Origin of the sequence: Flavobacterium sp. H122 (assembly GCF_004959765.1) — a bacterium.
Classification (GTDB): Bacteria; Bacteroidota; Bacteroidia; order Flavobacteriales; family Flavobacteriaceae; genus Flavobacterium.
The window spans coordinates 1-6,257 of record NZ_SJZD01000017.1; the positions used below are offsets into that span (position 1 = coordinate 1).

The following is a 6,257-nucleotide window of genomic DNA, read 5'->3' on the forward strand; positions in this document are numbered from 1 at the left end:
TTCTGATCGTTTTAATAATTCTGCCCTGAATAAGAATGGCTCTGAAAGTTCAAACGGAATTGCATTGAGTGTTTGCAGATACTCATTTACTTCTTCATCTGACTGACCCGAAAAATCTTTTTCAGTCAGTTCAAATTGTGCTTCAGCCGGGGAAAGGATATATTGACGAAGTTCTCCCCTCTGGTCATCCATTTTGAAGCATGTACGCATGATCTCATGCTTTTCAATNATATATTGACGAAGTTCTCCCCTCTGGTCATCCATTTTGAAGCATGTACGCATGATCTCATGCTTTTCAATAAATACCGCAAATGCAGTGGCAAATGAATTTTTATCCAAAGCTCCTTTAAGGGTTAAAGCACCTGTCATGTTATACGCTAACGAACCGCCTTCCATCTGGCTTAAAACCCATAAACGGTACTGGGACGAGGTAACAGGATAATGCTCCAACGCTTCTGCTCTAGGTATTGAAACATAAGAGCTTTGGGAAAGTTTTTTGGAAATTTCAGATATAACAGGTGCAGCAAAAAATTCCCTAATGCTTATTTGTTGTGATAACTTCTGATAGATTTTATTAATTACTTGTGCCACCATTAAACTATGACCGCCAAGCTCAAAAAAGTTATCTGTAATTCCTATTTGATCTAATCCCAATACTTCTTTCCAAATTTCAACAATTTGTTTCTCGACTGTATTCGTTGGTGCAACATAAACTCTCTTGATTAAATCATTTTCTGAAATATCAGGTAAAGCTTTTCTATTAAGTTTTCCATTTGATGTCAATGGAATACTGTCTAATTTCACATAAACACTTGGAATCATAAAATCAGGGATTTTATTTGACAGATATTCCCTGATGTCTTTTTTATCCAGTGTTTCGACATCGCTTGTATAATAAGCAACCAATATTTTTTCTCCTTTTAAATATTTTACATCAGCAACGACTTGCTTTATAAATTCATATTGAGAAATATGTGCTTCAATTTCACCTAATTCAACTCTGAATCCTCTAATTTTTACCTGCTGGTCATTCCTTCCTAAGAATTCAATTTTCCCATCATTCATCCAACGGCCTAAATCACCGGTATCATACATAATAGTATCAGGCGAAAACGGATTTTCTATGAATTTTTCTTTAGTCAGCTCAGGCTGATTTAAATAGCCTCTTGCAACACCAGGACCAGCGACATAGATCTTACCAACAATTCCTACCGGTACAGGTTTCAGCTGCTCATCAAGGATATAGGTTTTAGAATTGATTATTGAATAACCAATTATACTCTCTTTAGATTCACAATTTGGATCAATTTTCCAGCTGATAGAATCAATAGTATTTTCTGTCGGTCCATAAGTATTATAAAAAGAAACTTCTTTTTGTGATTGTTTTATATGATGTACATTTAAAACATCTCCGCCTGATACTATATGTTTTAAAGTTGTGAGACTGTCAAAGTTTTCTTTATAAGATTGGTTTGACAATAAATTATTAAGTAGAACAGGAGGCATATTAACTTTAGTTACTTTATGCTTATCTATTTCAGAGATTAATCCACCTATCAAATCTTCTTTAAACTCATCAATTACAACAATTTTTGCACCAACAAAAAGCGGAATCAGGTATTCCTCAATAGCTCCGTCAAAACAAAAAGATCTGTAAAAAATAGAAATATCGTTTTCAGTTAGACTATAAAATTCTTTGTAATAACTAATTCGGGAAACAAGATTCCTTTGTTCAATCATTACCCCTTTAGGATTACCTGTAGTCCCGGAAGTATAAATTATGTAAGCTAAATTTTCAGGAGAGCTGTTCCTTGACGAATTCATTAATGCATTTGGATATTCGTTTTGCTTATAATTATCAAATGTATCTTCATCAATGATATACTTTGAATTTGTATCTTCAAGCATATATTGAATCCTTTCCTGAGGATAGTTAGGATCAATAGGTACATAAGCCCCGCCGGATTTTAAAATTCCAAGTATAGCAATAATCATTTTATCACTTCTTTTCATTTTAATACCTACAAGGTCATCCGGCTGAATATTTTGAGTTTCTTTTAGAAAAACACCAAATTTATTCGCTTCTAAATTAAGTTCTTCATAAGTGATTTGCTTGTCATCAAAAACAATTGCAATATTATCCGGAGTTTTTTGAGCTTGTTCTTCAAATAGTTCAATAATAGTTTTATCAGCCGGATAATCAATTTCTTTTTTATTGAAGCCGACTAAAATATCGTTGAATTGATTTTCTGTTAAAACTCCGTAATCAACAATTTGCTTATTCGGGTTATTTAAAAATTCTTTTAAAGTAAAGAAGTACGATTCAATTAAATTTCTAATAAAATCATCTTCAAAGACTTCTGTTTTATATTCTAATTCTAAATCTAAAGAGTCATTAAGATCAAAAAAAGTAAATGACAGATTAAATCTGGAAAAAGGTGAGTTTTTCTCGGTATCCTGCTCGATTTCAAATGGAAGGACATTTTTATCGATTAATCCTGATCTGTTGTTTTGATTTTGCAAAACAACCATCACATCAAAAAACGATTGTTTGTCAACTACTTTCAGATTATTCAGAATAAGATCATAAGGATAAACCTGATGCTCCAGAGCCTGCGATATCGTATTTGTTTCATCTTTTAATAAATCACCAAATACTTTGTCTTTTTCAATTTCTGTATATAATGGAAGTGTATTTACAAAAAGACCTATAACATTTTCAAAATCTTTTTTCACCCTACCGGAAACTGCTGTACCAATAACAAAGTTTTCATTTGTCATTTTATATAAAAATGCACGGATTGAAGAAACAAGAATACTAAACAATGTTGATCTGTTATTACCAGCAAAATCAACAATTTGTTTTCTAAAAGCAGCATCTAAAGAAAAGTTTAATCTTTTCCCATCATAAGAAGACGCATTCGTATTTCCTAATTGTAGTTTTGAATTATCAAGCTTTAATTTATTTAACCAATATTGTTTATGCTCTTCAAAGTTTCCTGATATTACAGCTTCTTCAAACCAAGAAAGATAATTTAGATATCCATTATCTACTTCTATTGCATTGTCAAATTCGTTGCTTAAAATTTGTCTGTATATAGTTACTAAATCACGAATAAAAATTCCAATTGACCATCCGTCAAAAATGATATGATGAAAAGCAAAACAAAGTTTAAATTCATCATCGTTTTTCTTTAGAATGATTGCTTTAAACAATGGTCCTTTTTCCAGATCAAAGATGAAATTTTGAAATTCTTCTTCTATACTTTTTACTTCATTTCCATCTTTATTTTCATGATACTCAAAATATTCCCAATTCACAGTATCATCAGCCGAGACAACATTTTGAATAACCAAACCCTCATTATTAAGCGGAAAATAACTTCTTAATGAAGCATTTTTTTCAACTAATTTTTCTAAAGTTTGTTTGAAAATTGTTACGTCAATTTGGCCTTTTATATTAAAACTCAAATTAATATTATACAAAGAAGATGTAGCATTATCAATTTTAGATTCGATCCACATTCTTTGTTGTGCATTAGAAGCTTTAAGTGGTGATAATAGTAGGTTATCATATATTTCACCGTCTTTTTTAGAAATTACTTCTTTTTTGTTTTTCTCAATTCGGCTGATAACAAGAGAAATTATATCATTTATTTCATAACAATCCAACAAGTCATCAAACACAATTTCAACTGAGAACAGTTCCCTCATTCTGTTTATAAACTGTATTCCTACAATTGAATTTCCCCCTAAATCAAAGAAATCATCTGTTAATTCAAAATTTGTATTCCCAAGAACTTCCTGCAACACAGCAACAACAGTTTCTTCAGGGTTTAAAGCTGCTTTTTCTGTTAAAACCTTAACCTGTTCTTTTGATTGATTCGTATTGAACAATAATGGATTTTTAATCTCATTCCAGCAGGAAACTTTTTTAAAAGGATAACTTGGTGCAAATGTTTTAAATTGGCTGCAGCCTTCATAGAATTTTTCCCAATTGAAAGTTATTCCATTGTTATATAACTGACTCCATATTTCGTTCCACCCGTTTTCAGCTAAAGCTTCTACAACATCAACAGATTTAACTCCTTCAGCAAGAAAAATTTCAGTTAATTTATTTTTTACCAGTTGATCTCCTCCAACAATTAAAAAGGTAATATTGTCTTTCTTTAGAACTTTTGTAACTTCCTGGAGTTTTACATAATCTATAACAATTTCAGTGTCAAAATTTAATCCTTCAGAAATAGAATAATTATCAGCCAGAATTTTCTTCGTGACTTTAGCAAGTTCACCGTTATAAATTACCTGATTTACAGTAAAACCTTTTTGTGACAAATTCTTAAACAAAGCAGTTTGAAATGCCAAAGCCTCAGCAACCGAAGAATCAGCATTTATTTTATTAAATTCGTTTTCAAAAACCGCTCTAAAATCATTAGATTTTAATGAAAGAGAAATTTTATCATTCTTATCCGATAAATAGAGAATTGCTATCTTTCCATTATTCTTTATTTCGCTTAATTGCTCTAAACGTTCTTTTTCAACCAATAATTTTTGTTGAATCTCCTCATTATTTTTTCCAAAAACAGAGACTCTGAATTTATAGTCGTTTCTTCCTTTGTTTAATGTATATGCAGTACTCTCTATATCTTCTTTTTCAGTTATGAAATCAGATACATTTTGTAAATATTCTTCTAATGTTTCTTTGTTTTTTGCAGAAACTTTCAGCCATATATTTTCTTCTTTTTGTTCTACTGATTTAGTATCATTAACATATTCTTCTAAAACAACATGAACATTGGTCCCGCTTAAACCAAAAGAACTTACACCTGCTAATTTCGGTTTGTCAGAAACCCATTTTTCAGTCTCTTTTTTCAAAATTATTTTAGGGTGCTGCTCTATAAATTGATTAACCGTATTGAAATTTGCTAATGGATAATATGTATTTTCCTTGAGTACAAGTACAGCTTTTAACAGACCAAAAAGCCCTGACATATTATCAAGGTGTCCAATATTAGATTTAAGTGTACCCAGACGGATTTGAAAATCTTCATCATACCCTGTTATTGTATCTTTTATTCCTTTATACTCAACTGGATCCCCCAATTTTGTTCCTGTACCATGTGTTTCAATATACCCTATAGAAGAGATTGATACACCCGCATTCTTACAAGCCTCTAAGATGACATTCTTTTGTGCTGATGGACTCGGAGCAGTGATACTATTTGAACTGCTACCATCATTATTAATTGCCGATCCTTTTATTATTGATAAGACATTATCTTTATCGATAATAGCTTGATCTAATCTTTTTAGGATAATAGCTGCTACACCTTCTCCACCTGAAGCTCCTGTAGCATCATTATCAAATGCTCTACAAATACCGTCTGAAGACATGATGGCATCATCATCAAAATTGTTCGGCTCACTAAACACAAACTGGACCTTAGCACCTGCAACAATTGCAACATCTATTTCATTATTCTTAATTTTTTGTACTGCTTCATGAACAGCCACTAATGAAGAAGAACAAGCTGTATCAATATTCATTACCGGTCCGGTAATATTCAAAATATTAGCTATTCTCCCCCCGCCAATTGATGAAAGTCCACCAATAAAATCCAAGCTTTTACTAGGTGATGTATATAAAAAGTTATACAATCCCGTTTGTACTGTTGTAAATAAACCTGTACGTTGTGTACCTATATAATCTAAATTATATCCACTATTTTCAATTGCCGTACAAACTCCTTGCAACAACATCCTATGCCCTGGATCCATTGCATTCGCCTCTGCTTTAGAAAGATTAAAAAAATCGTGATCGAAAAAATCTACTCTATACAAATAACCAAAGGGGTAATATTTGTCTTTTTTATCAATTCTGGAATTTATAATTCGTTCCTCTGTAGGCTGCGTTACACAAACCTTCCCATTTTCAAGTATATTTTGGAAACCTTGTAAAGTTTCAACATCTGAATATTTAATACTAGCACCAATTATTGCTATGTCCATTTTGTCTTTTTTAAATTTCAAAAAAATTAACTTCTTCTATTTCTTCTTCTTGTGTATCTGCAGTTCCTCTACTAATAAAAGAGGCTATGCTTCTTATTGAATTATATTCAAAAAGATCAGGCACCTGAACTTTATTTGGCCATAACAGATCTATTTTTCTTTGTAGTTTTATTAATTGAAATGATGTACCTCCCAACTCAAAGAAGTTATCAGTCACTCCTATAGGGCTTATTGACAAAATATCTTCC

The 6,257-nt window shown here is 31.5% G+C and carries 2 protein-coding genes; both read right to left on the reverse strand.

What is annotated here, in order from left to right:
* On the reverse strand, nucleotides 1-6,009 hold a 6,009-nt coding region (locus tag EZM65_RS15230; protein ID WP_136669420.1), incomplete at its 3' end, for a non-ribosomal peptide synthetase.
* Nucleotides 6,010-6,019: 10 nt separating this feature from the next.
* A partial coding sequence (locus tag EZM65_RS15235) for a phosphopantetheine-binding protein (protein WP_136669421.1) occupies nucleotides 6,020-6,257 on the reverse strand: 238 nt, incomplete at its 5' end.